This window comes from Pseudalkalibacillus salsuginis (assembly GCF_021646685.1).
Lineage (GTDB): Bacteria > Bacillota > Bacilli > Bacillales > Fictibacillaceae > Pseudalkalibacillus > Pseudalkalibacillus salsuginis.
The window spans coordinates 175,233-188,523 of the sequence record NZ_JAKJHW010000004.1 but is presented as its reverse complement, the minus strand read 5'-3'; the positions used below and the strand labels follow the sequence as shown (position 1 = coordinate 188,523).

Genomic DNA, 13,291 nt, shown 5'->3' with positions numbered 1-13,291 from the left:
TTTACACTATAAGGGATTGTACAAATCGTCGCGAAGAATTGTCCACCTCACGAATCTCTTCCAAAGAGGGTTCTTTTATGGATTCGTGTTGGTTCAGCGCCTTATCTATCAGGGTTTCGATCTCTAGAAACTCAATACGACCTTTCAAAAATGCTTCGACTGCAGTTTCATTGGACGCATTTAAAACAGTCGGCGTGGTCCCACCCGCCTTACCTGCTGCAAAAGCGAATTTCAGACATGGAAACCGTTCGAAATCCATTTTTTCAAAATGCAAGGTTCCAATATCAACTAAGTTTAACCTTTTTCCGCTAGGTAATTCAAGTCTTGAAGGATGAGAAAGCGCATATTGGATCGGAACCTTCATATCAGGTGTTCCTAGATGGGCGATTACACTGCCGTCTATAAATTCTACCATAGAATGGATGACACTTTCACGATGGAGGACGACTTCGATATCCTCATATTTCGTATCAAACAGCCAGTGAGCTTCGATCACTTCTAGACCTTTATTCATCATCGTCGCGGAATCGATGGTGATTTTCGACCCCATTGCCCAATTCGGATGATTGAGTGCTTCTTCAACCGTCACCCCCTGAAGGTCAGCTCGGGACCTATCCCTGAAGCTGCCCCCTGAAGCCGTAAGAATCAACCTCGACATCTCTCTTTTCTCTTCACCTTTCAAGCATTGATAGATAGCAGAATGTTCACTATCAACCGGAAGGATATCTACATTTTTCTTTCTCGCACGATCCATCACGATATGACCGGCAGTAACAAGCGTTTCTTTATTCGCAATCGCGATCGTCTTTCCTTCTTCAATCGCTGCTAACGTCGGTTCGAGCCCGACGCTCCCCATCACTGCATTCACAAGAATATCTGAAGCGGGATCGGTTGCAATTTCCAATAAACCTTCTTCCCCATAATATACGAGACAAGTAGGGTTGATAGTCCTTTTTAATTCTTCGGCTAATTCTTTTGTCGCCACAGAAACATGGTCAGGCTGGAATTCTTTAATCAATTCTACCCCGAGTTTAATGTTCATTCCAAATGAAAATGATGTTATCTTAAATTGTTCCGGGTGCGCCCTGACGACCTCGAATGTCTGTGTACCAATCGATCCAGTAGCACCTAAAATGCTTATATATTTCATACTTTCCCCCATTCCAAACCAACTACGACAATAACTGGACGATATGTAAAATCGGCAGAACGAACAAGATACTGTCGAATCGATCCAATATGCCACCGTGGCCAGGTAGTAATGTACCTGAATCCTTCACTTCGTAATGTCTTTTGAATGCTGACTCCACCAGGTCACCGATTTGTCCGAAGGTACCAATGACAACAGCTGCTACTACAGCTAAGATAATCGTTGAATAGATTGGGAGGACCATTTGGAATACGACTGCAACAATGACTGCGCATAACAATCCCCCTAATGAACCTTCGATCGTCTTATTAGGACTGATTACCGGCCAGAGCTTGCGTTTTCCGATTGATTTACCGAAAAAGTATGCACCAGAGTCTGTCGCCCATACGATAAACAATACAAAGAAAATCGTCCTGATTCCATTTTCAAGCGCTCTCGTTTCATTAAAATAAAGGAATCCAACCCCTATATATAAGGTAGCCGTCAAGACAAAGCTGACATCTTGAAATGTGAATTGATTCTTCGTAATGACTGTCCACGTCAACAACGAATAAAGGACGATTATGATCCCGAATATTTTTAATGTGTTAAGATCATAAGATACATCCAACAATCCATCAGGAATGACAAGAATCAATACCATGAACAAAGAAATAATTCCTGGCACCTGTTGAAGCTTGAACCCTCTCATCCTTAATAATTCTCTCAATCCGATAATAGCTAACAAAGCCATTACACTATAGAACAATACCCCTCCAATAAAGACGATAGGTAAGAAAACGAGCGCTGCAATAACTCCTGTGATAATACGTTCCTTCATAAAAGCCTCCTAGGGTTATACCCCACCAAACCTTCTGCCTCGATTTTGGAAATCATAAATGGCTTTGTCTAAATCCGATGCCGAAAAGTCTGGCCAATACACGTCGGTGAACCAGAGCTCAGTATATGCTAGTTGCCAAAGCATGAAATTGCTCAACCGCATTTCACCGCTTGTCCGGATCAACAATTCTGGATCTCCAACTTCTTTCGACATCATGTAAGAACCGATCACTTCCTCAGTTACATCATCAGATTTGATCTTTCCTTGCTCAATCTCCTTTGCAAGCTGTCGAACCCCCGAAGTGATTTCATAGCGGCTCCCATAATTCAATGCGAAATTGAGGATAAGTCCATCATTATCCTTCGTCCTGTCCATCGCTTCATTTACAGCTTTAAGTGTATAGGAAGGAATGCCTTCTTTTTCTCCCATGATCCGGACACGTACGTTTTCTTCAATCAGCTCTGGAAGGTAGGCCATAAGAAACTGTTCAGGAAGTTTCATGATGAATTCCACTTCTGGTTTCGGCCGCTTCCAATTTTCTGTTGAAAAAGCATACATGGTCAAAGCTTTGACGCCCAGTTCGTTTGCACGTTTAACAACCTTTCGGACTACTTTCATACCTTCACGATGACCAGCGATTCTAGGCAAACCTCGTTTTCTGGCCCAACGTCCATTACCATCCATGATGACCGCAATGTGGCTTGGTACACGAGATAAATCGAGTTCGAAGTTTTCAGTCGTTACTTTTTTAGTTTTCGTTAAGTTCGTAAGCTTATTTAACATATAGTCTCCCCCAGAGAGAATAAATCAAACAACCAAAAGGGATTGCCCTCTTATGGTCATGTTCCATTATAGACGAAAAATAGGCCATTATGTATCAAAAAAGGCTGTCCCAAAGCAATAGTGCCAGACACCACCAACACAACATTTTGTATCAATACCACGCTTTTTCTCAAAATGTTGTTCGGAACGGTAAGAGAAGACACTTATGGGACAGCCCCTTTTTTCTATCTTATTTTGACTTGAATTATGTCATACTTCCATGATTTCTTTTTCTTTTTCTGCCGCGATGGAGTCGATTTCGACAACGAAACGGTCCGTCACCTTTTGTACTTCATCACTGTAGTGACGAAGGTCGTCTTCGGTCATGTCTCCGCCCTTTTCTAATTTCTTAAGCTCATCATTAGCATCACGGCGGATATTACGAACTGCGACTTTACCTTCTTCTGTATACTTTTTGACCAATTTGACTAGTTCCTTACGACGTTCTTCAGTCAAAGCAGGTATAGCAATGCGGATCACATCCCCATCATTTGATGGTGATAGACCCAGCTCAGCCTTCTGGATTGCTTTCTCAATTTCGCCGATAATCGATTTATCATAAGGCTGGATAACGAGAAGTCGTGCTTCCGGGACTGAAATGTTCGCCATTTGGTTCAAAGGCGTGAGTGCACCATAGTATTCAACAGAGACACGGTCTAAAAGTGATGGATTAGCTCTGCCCGCCCGTAGTGTGGCAAGTTCTCTACGAAAGGCAGCTACTGCTTTTTGCATTTTTTCATCTGCTTGTTTGATGATTGTACCCGACATGTTATTTCCCCCTTACAACGGTTCCTATATTTTCTCCTTCGATAACACGCTTAATATTTCCTTCTTCCATGATGGAGAAAACGATAAGCGGGATATCATTGTCCATACATAAAGAAGATGCGGTTGAATCCATTACAGCTAAACCTTCTTTTAGAACTTCTAAATAAGACAGGCTCTTATACTTGGTTGCTGTTTCATCAGTTTTCGGATCGGCTGTGTATACTCCATCAACATTGTTTTTCGCCATCAGGATGACTTCTGCCTCGATTTCAGCCGCACGAAGGGCTGCAGTTGTATCAGTTGAAAAGTATGGATTACCAGTCCCGGCTGCAAAAATGACTACACGCTTTTTCTCAAGGTGCCGGATTGCTTTTCTTCGGATATAAGGCTCGGCTACCTGGCGCATTTCGATTGATGTTTGGACCCTTGTTTCAACGTCGATATTTTCAAGGCTGTCTTGCAGTGCAAGGGAATTCATGACTGTCGCTAACATGCCCATGTAATCAGCTGTTGCACGATCCATGCCCATTTCACTGCCGGCCTTACCTCTCCAGATGTTACCGCCGCCTACCACAACAGCAACTTCAACATTCATTTCAACAAGTTCTTTCACCTGTTTTGCAATCGAATTGATGATATGCGGGTCGATTCCATACCCTTCCTGGCCAGATAACGCTTCTCCGCTTAATTTTAAGACTACTCTGTTGTATTTAGGCGTACTCATTTTTTCCCTCCATCAGCATTTCCTACATTATAATATTGGGTTGCTTGAAAAAGAGGGAACACACCAGTGTCCCCTTTTCCTGTGGATGTTTCCGAAATAATTCCTTTCCATTTGCATTCTTGTCCAAGGTCCAAGAATACCTTCGATTGAAATTATTTCTTCACTTGTGACATTACTTCGTCAGCGAAGTTTTCTTCACGCTTTTCCATACCTTCGCCAACTTCGTAACGTACAAATCCTTTAATGGTACCGCCTTTACTCTCTACATATTTTCCGACTTTTTGATCCGGATCTTTAACAAAACCTTGATCTACAAGGCAAATTTCTTCGAAGAACTTGTTGATACGGCCAGCGACCATCTTTTCAACGATTTTTTCCGGCTTCCCTTCGTTAAGTGCTTGCTGAGTAAGAACTTCTTTCTCACGTGCTACTTCTTCTTCAGATACTTGCTCACGGTTTACATAGCGAGGATTTACAGCCGCTATGTGCATTGAGATATCCTTAGCAAGGTCTTCGTCAGTAGTTCCGCCAATTACAGTCAGAACTCCGATACGTCCACCCATATGAAGGTATGCACCAAATGCGTCGTTGTCTTCTTTTTGAAGGATCGTAAAACGACGTAGCGAAATTTTCTCACCGATTTTTGCAATAGCGTTGTTGATATATTCTTCAAGAGAAACGCTTTGTCCAGTCAACGTCTGCTTAAGAGCATCTTCAACAGAAGCAGGCTTTTCCTCAAGCAGGTGTGTGGAAATTTCCTGGATCAAGTTTTTAAAAGAATCGTTTTTAGCAACGAAGTCTGTTTCAGAGTTGACTTCGACCATTACAGCTTCATTACCCTTTGTAGCGATATGAGTCAATCCTTCAGCAGCGATACGGTCAGCTTTCTTAGCTGCTTTTGAGATTCCTTTTTCACGAAGCCAGTCGATCGCTTTGTCCATATCTCCATCATTTTCTGTAAGAGCTTTCTTACAATCCATCATTCCTGCGCCAGTCTTTTCGCGCAACTCTTTTACCATTTGTGCAGTTACTGCCATGAGTGAATTCCTCCTTTTGAATATGTAGCCTTTAAAAACTGATTTCATTTACGAAATCCAACCCTTTCCGCGGGCGATCCACAAGCCTTCCCACTTGCACAGGATGTGCTGGCTTCGACATTCACTTCAGGACGTGGTGGTTCTTAGTCGAAGATCCTTAAATTGCAGGTCGCTCCGGGGTCTCGCTCGGATCGCTTTTCCCGCAGGAGTGTCGTAAATTTCGTATAAGTCAGCTTTCTTTAATACGTTCAAAAAGATAACATATTAGACGCCAGTATACGGTTTCACTAGTCGATGACTTTTTGAACTTCTCTCTTTAAAAAAGGTGATAAAGGGTCAGTTCCCCTCTATCACCCTTAAATGAGCATTCATTTACGCGTTAATTTCTGCCTCTTCTTCATTAGATGCAGCTTCTTCAGCACTTCCTTGGTTAGCTTCTACAACCGCATCAGCCATTTTAGAAGTAAGAAGTTTCACCGCACGGATTGCATCGTCGTTACCAGGGATGATAACATCCACTTCGTCAGGATCACAGTTTGTGTCGACGATAGCAACGATCGGAATGTTAAGCTTACGAGCTTCTGCAATCGCAATGCGCTCTTTGCGAGGATCGATGACGAAAAGAACGTCTGGAAGACTGTTCATGTCCTTGATTCCACCTAGGAATTTCTCAAGACGATCCATTTCCTTTTTAAGAAGGATGACTTCTTTCTTAGGAAGTACATCGAACGTTCCGTCTTCTTGCATCTTTTCAAGGTCTTTCAAACGTCTGATACGCTTGCGGATCGTGTCAAAGTTTGTTAATGTACCACCCAACCAACGTTGGTTGATGTAGTATTGTCCAGCACGTTGAGCTTCAACTTTAACAGACTCCTGTGCTTGTTTCTTTGTACCGACAAAAAGGATTTTTCCTCCGTCAGCAGCAATGTCGCGTACGTAGTTATACGCTTCTTCTACTTTCTTGACCGTCTTTTGAAGGTCGATGATGTAGATGCCGTTACGCTCCGTGAAGATGTAACGTGCCATCTTTGGGTTCCAACGGCGTGTTTGGTGACCGAAGTGAACACCAGCTTCTAACAATTGTTTCATTGAAATTACTGCCATGAATGGCACCTCCTATGGTTTTTTCCTCCGCCCGCTTCTGACCAACCACAACTGCAGGATATCAGTTGAATTGAGGATCAACAGAAATTCGCCAGTAATGTTATCCGGAACAATTCAGCTGCCTTACAGCACCAGTGGGTGAATCCACGAACGTGTGTGATGTGTTATATATACTACATAAACACCGAGATTAAATATAACATAAACCTGATGGAACTAGCAAGTACCTATTGTCCATCTCGATAAAATTTTAACATAAGTTCTACTTCGCCTTTGCCTTTATTTACTTTCTTGGCAATTTCATCTAAAGAATACCCTTGTTTTTGCATCGATAGGATTTGTGATGAAACAGAAGCTCCGAATGTTTCTTTTTCTTCACTCACAGGAGGTGAATAGGAGATTTCCCTCTGTTCAGCCGCAGTTGGTTCGGTTATTCCCTTTTTCTCAGGTTTTTCAGTTGCAGCATTTTCCTTATTGTCACGATCTCCAACCGGCTTTTCCTTTTGCAGAGAAGCAAGTTCCTTCAAAAAGACCTCGTTCTCTTCTTTCATTTCAGCCGTATATGCTATCAGGATATCTTCCATTTCCGATTTCATAGCTCTGAAATCCTCCTGCTCTGCAGCTCCTGATCGTTTCCATACAATGATAATAGATAAAAGAGTGATGATGTGGATGATAAAACTTATACCAAGTAACAATCCTGTCATTCGTTCCTCCTACCCGGAAAAGTCGACACGCCGTCCTTTATAGGGATGCTTTACCTTTTCTTATTCCTGATTATTCTTATCTCGCTTTTGTTGTTGGTGGTGAGGGTGAGAGTCTTGTCGGCCATTGAAATGTTGTTTTTCTATATGTTCCTGCTTTTCCACAGAAGTGCGGTTCCGTTCGGCTTTTTCTTTTTCAGTTGATGCAGCCTGAGACTGATTGATCTGGGACTGTTGTTGAAATTTCTCTTGCATTTTCCCTGTATCCAGGGTTCTCGGTATCGCAACCTGAAGTTCAATCAATTTTAAACTCATCACTCATCCCCCTATCTTAAAGATTGGATGACAACCTCACTTGATGCCAATTTGAGCTCAATTGCTTTATATTCGTGTGGCATTACCCTTTTGTATTTACCGAATGTCACTTCTACACCTGGATAAATTACACCATTGACGACAAGTACCTGGTCATTATCCGGTACCAGATCTTCCGTCAATTCGTCTAATTCCTTTTTCAAACCATCCAATAAACATTCAGTTTGTCCATATGTATTTTTCACTTTAAGTAAGAGGAGCATTTCTTTTTCATCACGGTTAGGTTCATATTTTGATTCGAGTGTTTCTTGAAGGGTTTTGAGCTTTTTCAAATTATCCTCTTCTATTGAAATCTGTCTCGATAGATGGTTGCATTGATCAAGAATGTGACCCGGGGTTCCCAGGTAAAGATAGGTTTTCGTCATAAGGTTTGTTCCTGTTTGGTTGACAAAAATATCTTTTCCAGCGCTTATATGTCCGCCAAAGATGATTCCTTTCCCTTTTTGGCAAAAAATCGACCCATCGACCACTATGTCACTGTAGTTGATAAGCCTGACATGCAAGTCACCACCAACTTTCACAGTACCTTGATTGATGTAACCAGTATGGAGATCGGATCCAGCTTCAATGACCGCTTTCCCTTGCCCAGCAATCCCATTACGGATAAAAACAGAACCTCCAGCTTTCAATGTCGATGCTTCAACAATCCCATTGATCCGGATGTCACCTTCTGCTGAGATCGTATAACCTGATGGTACATCTCCATGTATATGTATGTTCCCTATAAATGAAAGATTTCCTGTCTTTAAATCCAAATCGCCTTTTACTTCATAAATAGGGAGGACGTGTACAGCACGTTTCTGGTAACTGATTTGTCCATCTGCTGTCGCATAGAGCCCGTCAGAAGGATGATCGATGATCGCATTTTTACATTTTTTGAGTTTTATCGGCTTTCCTGGCTTAGTAGGAACTGGTTCCCCTTTGACATTCATCCCAGGTACCCCCTCTGTATGATGGATGATGTCAGCGATACGGTCTCCCTTCTTGACGGAGGGAATCTGAGTGAAGGAACGAAGATCAACGAAATCTGAGTCTTTATCGATCGGGGTGCCATCATTTGTAGAGATGGGTTTGATATACCCGTCATCCCCGGAAATTGGCTCTGACCCCATTGCAATTATGACCGGCTCTATCCAATGCCCTATGTCCTCTACGATTTTTCCGATCGTTTCTTCAAGGATCCCGTGAACAATTCCATTATTCTCGAGAAAGTCCAGGAAATCCTCAACCGATACGGATTCTTCGAATGCATGCAAAGGAACAAGAGTGGCTTTCATGTAACTTTGTTCCAGCTTCAGTTTTACACATTTTGACAATCGCTCAATGTCCACCCATGCTCCCCCCTGAATCAATTAGTATATTTCGTCAAGACATTTTTAAGCTTGTATAATGCTTTAGAATGAATTTGAGAGATACGGGAAGTAGACAAGTTCAATACTTGGCCGATTTCAGTCAATGTAAGCTCTTCATAATAAAATAAACTGACAACCAACTGCTCCTTTTCATTCAACTCCTCAATAATACTGGCTAAGTGTTTATGAAGTTCATTGGTCAACATCAGGGTTTCTGGTGTGTCGACCTTTTTATCTTCAATTGTATAGCCGACTTTCTCATTCGAATCACTGTCTTTATTCTCTTCATCAATAGATAAAACATTAGCCAAAAAACTTTCGGACATGATCGTCAATACTTCTTCTTCTGACATCCCTACTTCCACAGCCACTTCTGCCGCGGATACTGAACGCATCTGTTCCTGTTCCATACGTTCGATCGTCAGCTCGATCTTTTTCGTCTTTTCACGCATAGACCGAGGCAGCCAATCTTCACGGCGCAAACCATCTAGGATTGCACCTCTGATCCTGAAAGAAGCATAGGTATCGAATTTAAGATCCCTCGTCGGATCGAACTTCTTCAAGGCGTCATATAATCCTAGAAGTCCATTGCTTCTCAATTCATCTTTATTGATGTTTTTAGGCAAACCAACTGCAATACGTTGAACATGATATTGGACTAAGGGTAAATGCATTTCCAATAAGGCTTCGCAAGAGTCTTTATCCCGAAATTTCGACCAATTGTCCCAATGTACACTCGATTCTGAAGTTGCCCCTCTTCGCATCCAATCCCTCCTCACAAACTATTAATCCAAGTCATTAAATGGCCGTTATCCCTTTATGTATCGTCCGTATCATCAATTGACACTTTTCAATATCGAATTCAATCGTCCTGCCGTTCTGTCCACCTACATCTTCAGCAATAACGGGAATTTCCAATGATTTCAATGTGTCTTTGACTGCTTCGATATTACGTGGGCCTATTCTTAACGCTTCACTTTTTCCGGTAAATTGGAACATCTGGGCGCCTCCAGCAATTTTAGCTTTCAAATGTTGTCGTTGGACACCAAAGCTTTGAATAAGCTCTGTAACCATTACAGGAAGTGCAGTATCAGCATACTTCGCTAAATTGAAAGTCAGATCCCTCGAAAGCTCTGAACTTGGCAGCATCACATGTGCCATTGCTGCAACATGTCTACTCGGTTCAAAAACGACAACCCCGACACACGAGCCAAGACCAGTCGTTTTCAACTTGATCGGTGCTTTCGTAACCTGATAATCTGAAATTTTCACATTTATGGTGTGCATTATTTTATTCATTTACCTGAACCCCAAGTGATTTGAAAATCCTTTGAAAAGAATCTGGGTCCGGAAGTAGAAGAAAGTGGCTATCTATACTGGAATGTTCAGTTTCTCTAAGTTGGGTATCTATTATGATTGCATAATCACTGACTTGGGACATTTCCATCAATCCATAGGACAAAACGGCAGCAGCCATATCAACAGTCAAGAAGGGGACAGAAGGCGATAAATTCAATCCGGTGAAATCAGAAAATGATGAGAGATAAGATCCAGCAAGTATATTCCCTGTTTCTTGAAGAGCCGATCTAGCAATCTCTGAATGAAAGATGCTCTCTTCATCTATATTGGGATCACCGGTAAGTTGTCTTAATAATGTAATAGCTTCTCTTAAGGTGAAAATCAGAAACATGTTTCCAGGTGCATCACCTGCCACCCGGAAAAATGTTGCCGCAACGACCGTCTCTTCCCCTCCGACAATTTGTACGACTTCATGGAAGGGGACGAGCTTAACAGTTGGAAGCGTCATATCCACTGATTTGTTTACAAGCTCTGATAATGCAGTGGCAGCATTTCCAGCGCCAATATTGCCTATTTCTTTAAGAATATCCTTGTGATACTCGGTCAGATTTTCCGGTGCGATCATTCACTCTTCTCCTTGAATTGCCGGAGGGTAATGATCTCTTCTGGATTCAACACCCTTTCTAGATTGAGCAGGATAAGCAGCCTTTTCTCAAGCTTGGCAACTCCATCAAGATATTCCGCCTCAATACCTCCAACCACTTTCGGTGGCGGCTCAACAGAATCAGCCGGTACATCGATCACGTCATTCGCTGAATCGACAATCATGCCTACCTCCAAGTCGTTCACATTAACTATGACAATCCTGGTCTCGTCCGTGTAAGTGGTCTCTACTAAATCAAATCTGCTTCTAAGATCGATGATAGGTGTAACAATCCCACGTAGATTGATGACACCCTTAACAAAGGATGGGGTCCTAGGAACCCTCGTAATCTCCTGGATCCGCTCAATTGAACGGACTTGATGGACATCAACCCCATATTCTTCATCCAAAAGTTGAAATACAATCGCTTTCATTTCTGTTTCTACGGTTTTCATTTCAGACATTCAAATCTTCCTCCCTTATTTGATCAAGTCATTACAATCGAGTATTAAGGAAACTTTCCCATCACCGAGAATTGTTGCACCGGATATTGCAAAGATATTCGATAAATATTCTCCTAAAGGCTTCAGGACGATTTCCTGCTGGCCGATAAAACGGTCAACGATCAGAGCTGCATATTGATCGCCTTTACGGACTACGACGATTGAATACGTATCTTTTTCTTCCGGTTCTCCCTCTACCTCCAGTACTTCTCTCAAAGATAAAAGCGGAACGACTTTTCCTCTGAAGTCGATCACCAATTGGTTGTGTGCTTTCATGACCTCGCTTTTTGGAATGACGATACTTTCCACGATATTGGATAACGGAATGGCATATGTTTCCGGACCAGTTGTAATCAGCATCGCTGATAAAATCGATAAGGTCAGTGGTAACTCAATGGCAAATTTAGTTCCCCTGCCTCGTACTGAGGTTACCGTTATCTGACCGCCGAGTGACTCAATCTTGTTTTTAACAACATCCAGTCCTACACCTCTGCCTGATATATCCGAAACAGTGTCTGCAGTACTGAATCCCGAAGCGAATAAAAGTTGAAAGACCTCATGATCTTCCATCGTCTTCGCATACACTTCGTCAATGATATTGTTCTCAATCGCTTTTTGGATCACTTTCTCCCGGTTGATCCCTCCACCATCATCCTCAATTTCGATGAAAATATGATTTCCACTATGAAAAGAAACGAGTGATATCGTCCCTTCTTCCGTCTTACCAGCTTGGCTTCGCCTTTCTGGAAGTTCGATCCCATGGTCGACAGAATTACGCAATAAGTGGACGAGTGGATCGCCAATTTCATCGATTACCGTCCGGTCAAGCTCAGTCTCTCCTCCACTGATTTCGAGGTTGATCTTCTTCCCAAGATCCTTTGCCAGGCTGCGTATCATCCTTGGAAAGCGGTTGAAAACTTGATCAATCGGAACCATCCTCATCGTAAGTAGAGCGTCCTGCAAGTCACTTGACAGTCTCGTCATATGTTCAACCGTATCCGTCAGATCACCATTGTTCAATTGCCTTGCCAGTGCTTCTAGCCGTCCACGGTCTACGACAAGTTCTTCAAATAAGTTCATCAGATGATCTAGACGATTGATATTGACCCTGATCGTCTTATTATTCTGCGCACTTTTTACAGAGGGTTCATTCTGTCCTTTGTTTTCCGCTTTCTTCTCTTGGGATTTTTCCAATTCCATTGTTGCTGCTACCTCTACCGATTCTTTAGGAGAAGATTTTGTATGATAAGATTCAACTTGAACATCTTCTACCTCTGACACCTTGCTGATTTTTTCTTTGATCTCAATTGCCTCTTTTTCTGAAATCAAAGTCACTGTAAATTCATGATCAAACTTTTCTTCCTCCAAGTCACTGACTTCAGGGGCGGAATGGATGACTTCAGCGAGTTGTTCGATCACATTGAAAATCATATATACCCGTGCGGCTTTTAGAATACACGATTTTTCCAATGTCACTTTGACAGTAAAAGGATTGAGGCCTTGTTCTACCGATTGGTCCAAGATCGATCGTTGGAACTCATCAAGCCCATCCCCAGAAATGCCATTCTTAGAATCTATGGTTCTGGGTGTTTGCTTTTTTCCTTTTTCAATGGCATTCAGTTTGTCAACAATATCCTTTACATCCCGTTTCCCATCTCCTCCAGCAATGATGGATTCCACCATGGCTTCCAGATGATCCACCGATTCAAAGAGTGCATCTATTACCTCATCGGTAACCTGGACTTTTCTTTGACGGATCGCATCTAAGACATTTTCCATCTGGTGGGTAAGGCTCGCTAAATCTTCAAACCCCATGGTGGCAGACATCCCCTTTAAGGTATGTGCAGACCGGAAAATATCATTTACGATCGAGATTTCCGCGGGATCGTTCTCAAGTTTGAGCATATGTTCATTGATCGCCTGCAGATGTTCCCGGCTTTCTTCGACAAACACATCTAAATATTGATTCATATCCATTTTGTACAACTCC

The 13,291-nt window shown here is 42.3% G+C and carries 15 protein-coding genes; all 15 read right to left on the bottom strand.

Annotated features, from left to right (window positions below; genetic code table 11):
* Position 1: 1 nt before the first annotated feature.
* The 15 genes from L1611_RS12795 to L1611_RS12725 all read right to left on the bottom strand — a co-directional run bounded on the left by L1611_RS12795 (position 2) and on the right by L1611_RS12725 (position 13,278).
* Positions 2-1,150, bottom strand: a complete 1,149-nt coding sequence (locus tag L1611_RS12795; RefSeq protein WP_236313774.1) for a 1-deoxy-D-xylulose-5-phosphate reductoisomerase — start codon at positions 1,148-1,150, stop codon at positions 2-4.
* 22 nt (positions 1,151-1,172) lie between these two features.
* Complete coding sequence (locus tag L1611_RS12790) at positions 1,173-1,970, bottom strand: phosphatidate cytidylyltransferase (RefSeq protein WP_236313773.1); 798 nt, start codon at positions 1,968-1,970, stop codon at positions 1,173-1,175.
* Positions 1,971-1,985: 15 nt separating this feature from the next.
* Complete coding sequence (gene uppS / locus L1611_RS12785; RefSeq protein WP_236313771.1) at positions 1,986-2,753, bottom strand: undecaprenyl pyrophosphate synthase; 768 nt, start codon at positions 2,751-2,753, stop codon at positions 1,986-1,988.
* A gap of 249 nt (positions 2,754-3,002) precedes the next feature.
* Positions 3,003-3,560 carry a ribosome recycling factor gene (gene frr / locus L1611_RS12780; RefSeq protein WP_236313770.1) on the bottom strand — a complete coding sequence of 186 codons (558 nt, stop codon included), beginning with the start codon at positions 3,558-3,560 and terminating at the stop codon, positions 3,003-3,005.
* A 1-nt stretch (position 3,561) separates the two neighbouring features.
* Positions 3,562-4,284 (bottom strand): UMP kinase, encoded by a 723-nt coding sequence (gene pyrH / locus L1611_RS12775; protein WP_236313767.1) that lies wholly within the window; start codon positions 4,282-4,284, stop codon positions 3,562-3,564.
* Between the two features lie 152 nt (positions 4,285-4,436).
* On the bottom strand, positions 4,437-5,321 hold the full coding sequence (gene tsf, locus L1611_RS12770) for a translation elongation factor Ts (protein WP_236313763.1): 885 nt from the start codon (positions 5,319-5,321) through the stop codon (positions 4,437-4,439).
* Positions 5,322-5,693: 372 nt separating this feature from the next.
* Complete coding sequence (rpsB, locus tag L1611_RS12765) at positions 5,694-6,425, bottom strand: 30S ribosomal protein S2 (protein WP_236313761.1); 732 nt, start codon at positions 6,423-6,425, stop codon at positions 5,694-5,696.
* 227 nt (positions 6,426-6,652) lie between these two features.
* On the bottom strand, positions 6,653-7,132 hold the full coding sequence (locus tag L1611_RS12760; RefSeq protein WP_236313760.1) for a DUF6115 domain-containing protein: 480 nt from the start codon (positions 7,130-7,132) through the stop codon (positions 6,653-6,655).
* 60 nt (positions 7,133-7,192) lie between these two features.
* The gene (locus tag L1611_RS12755; protein ID WP_236313759.1) at positions 7,193-7,444 is read right to left on the bottom strand and encodes a hypothetical protein; all 252 of its coding nucleotides are present in this window, start codon (positions 7,442-7,444) and stop codon (positions 7,193-7,195) included.
* Positions 7,445-7,455: 11 nt separating this feature from the next.
* Complete coding sequence (locus tag L1611_RS12750) at positions 7,456-8,835, bottom strand: flagellar assembly protein A (RefSeq protein ID WP_236313755.1); 1,380 nt, start codon at positions 8,833-8,835, stop codon at positions 7,456-7,458.
* Positions 8,836-8,852: 17 nt separating this feature from the next.
* Positions 8,853-9,620 carry a FliA/WhiG family RNA polymerase sigma factor gene (locus L1611_RS12745; RefSeq protein ID WP_236313753.1) on the bottom strand — a complete coding sequence of 256 codons (768 nt, stop codon included), beginning with the start codon at positions 9,618-9,620 and terminating at the stop codon, positions 8,853-8,855.
* Positions 9,621-9,654: 34 nt separating this feature from the next.
* Positions 9,655-10,155 carry a chemotaxis protein CheD gene (locus tag L1611_RS12740; RefSeq protein ID WP_236313751.1) on the bottom strand — a complete coding sequence of 167 codons (501 nt, stop codon included), beginning with the start codon at positions 10,153-10,155 and terminating at the stop codon, positions 9,655-9,657.
* The gene (locus L1611_RS12735) at positions 10,148-10,780 is read right to left on the bottom strand and encodes a chemotaxis protein CheC (protein WP_236313750.1); all 633 of its coding nucleotides are present in this window, start codon (positions 10,778-10,780) and stop codon (positions 10,148-10,150) included. The genes L1611_RS12740 and L1611_RS12735 overlap by 8 nt, the downstream gene beginning before the upstream one ends.
* Positions 10,777-11,262, bottom strand: a complete 486-nt coding sequence (locus L1611_RS12730) for a chemotaxis protein CheW (protein ID WP_236313748.1) — start codon at positions 11,260-11,262, stop codon at positions 10,777-10,779. The genes L1611_RS12735 and L1611_RS12730 overlap by 4 nt, the downstream gene beginning before the upstream one ends.
* A 15-nt stretch (positions 11,263-11,277) precedes the next feature.
* Positions 11,278-13,278: a chemotaxis protein CheA gene (locus L1611_RS12725; protein ID WP_236313747.1), complete on the bottom strand. Its 2,001-nt coding sequence runs from the start codon at positions 13,276-13,278 to the stop codon at positions 11,278-11,280.
* Positions 13,279-13,291 lie beyond the last annotated feature (13 nt).

Excerpts from the sequence above, each read along its gene's own strand:
- L1611_RS12795 (WP_236313774.1), bottom strand. The coding sequence starts at position 1,150 with ATGAAATATATAAGCATTTTAGGTGCTACTGGATCGATTGGTACACAG.
- L1611_RS12740 (WP_236313751.1), bottom strand. The coding sequence starts at position 10,155 with ATGAATAAAATAATGCACACCATAAATGTGAAAATTTCAGATTATCAG.
- L1611_RS12730 (WP_236313748.1), bottom strand. The coding sequence starts at position 11,262 with ATGTCTGAAATGAAAACCGTAGAAACAGAAATGAAAGCGATTGTATTT.
- L1611_RS12755 (WP_236313759.1), bottom strand. The coding sequence starts at position 7,444 with ATGAGTTTAAAATTGATTGAACTTCAGGTTGCGATACCGAGAACCCTG.
- rpsB (WP_236313761.1), bottom strand. The coding sequence starts at position 6,425 with ATGGCAGTAATTTCAATGAAACAATTGTTAGAAGCTGGTGTTCACTTC.
- pyrH (WP_236313767.1), bottom strand. The coding sequence starts at position 4,284 with ATGAGTACGCCTAAATACAACAGAGTAGTCTTAAAATTAAGCGGAGAA.
- L1611_RS12745 (WP_236313753.1), bottom strand. The coding sequence starts at position 9,620 with ATGCGAAGAGGGGCAACTTCAGAATCGAGTGTACATTGGGACAATTGG.
- L1611_RS12790 (WP_236313773.1), bottom strand. The coding sequence starts at position 1,970 with ATGAAGGAACGTATTATCACAGGAGTTATTGCAGCGCTCGTTTTCTTA.
- tsf (WP_236313763.1), bottom strand. The coding sequence starts at position 5,321 with ATGGCAGTAACTGCACAAATGGTAAAAGAGTTGCGCGAAAAGACTGGC.
- L1611_RS12725 (WP_236313747.1), bottom strand. The coding sequence starts at position 13,278 with ATGGATATGAATCAATATTTAGATGTGTTTGTCGAAGAAAGCCGGGAA.
- L1611_RS12760 (WP_236313760.1), bottom strand. The coding sequence starts at position 7,132 with ATGACAGGATTGTTACTTGGTATAAGTTTTATCATCCACATCATCACT.
- frr (WP_236313770.1), bottom strand. The coding sequence starts at position 3,560 with ATGTCGGGTACAATCATCAAACAAGCAGATGAAAAAATGCAAAAAGCA.
- uppS (WP_236313771.1), bottom strand. The coding sequence starts at position 2,753 with ATGTTAAATAAGCTTACGAACTTAACGAAAACTAAAAAAGTAACGACT.
- L1611_RS12735 (WP_236313750.1), bottom strand. The coding sequence starts at position 10,780 with ATGATCGCACCGGAAAATCTGACCGAGTATCACAAGGATATTCTTAAA.